Source organism: Campylobacter sp. RM19073, assembly GCF_024723495.1.
GTDB lineage: Bacteria > Campylobacterota > Campylobacteria > Campylobacterales > Campylobacteraceae > Campylobacter > Campylobacter porcelli.
In genome coordinates this window covers 1-481 of sequence record NZ_JANQCT010000072.1, presented here as the reverse complement: position 1 = coordinate 481, position 481 = coordinate 1, and the positions used below count along the sequence as shown (strand labels likewise).

At 31.0% G+C, this 481-nt stretch carries 1 protein-coding gene; it reads right to left on the bottom strand.

Annotation, left to right across the window (positions count from 1 at the left end; all coding sequences use genetic code 11):
• The coding region (locus tag CSUIS19073_RS08295) for a flagellin N-terminal helical domain-containing protein (protein ID WP_442863273.1) at positions 1 to 223 on the bottom strand (223 nt) is incomplete at its 3' end.
• Positions 224 to 481 lie beyond the last annotated feature (258 nt).

Below are 481 nucleotides of genomic sequence, written 5' to 3'. Positions count from 1 at the left end.
CTATACCTATAGCATCATTACCATTAGATATAGCTTGACCTAGAGAATTTGCTTGAGACTTTAAGCTATCAGCTATAACAAGCCCTGAGGCATCATCAGCTGCTGTTTGTATCCTAAGACCAGAGCTAAGGCGACCTAGTGAGCTACTAAGAGCTCTATCATTTACTACTGAGTTAGCATGAGCATTCATAGCTGCTATGTTGGTGTTTATTCTAAAACTCATATTATATCCTTTTAAAAGAAATTTGCCTTAAGCTTAATCCTTTGCTTAGGCTTATTTGATTATATCGCAAGGTAGATTAAATTGTTTATATGGGGGGGGGGGAATTTAACACTTTTTTTAAAAAAAGTGCAAATTTTAATATAAATTTTTCAAATTTTCATTAAATTTGGCTTAAATTTAATAAATTACTCTAGATATTAACCAGATGAAAATTTAAGAAAATTTATGAATTTAGGCTATGAGATAAATTTGTAATGG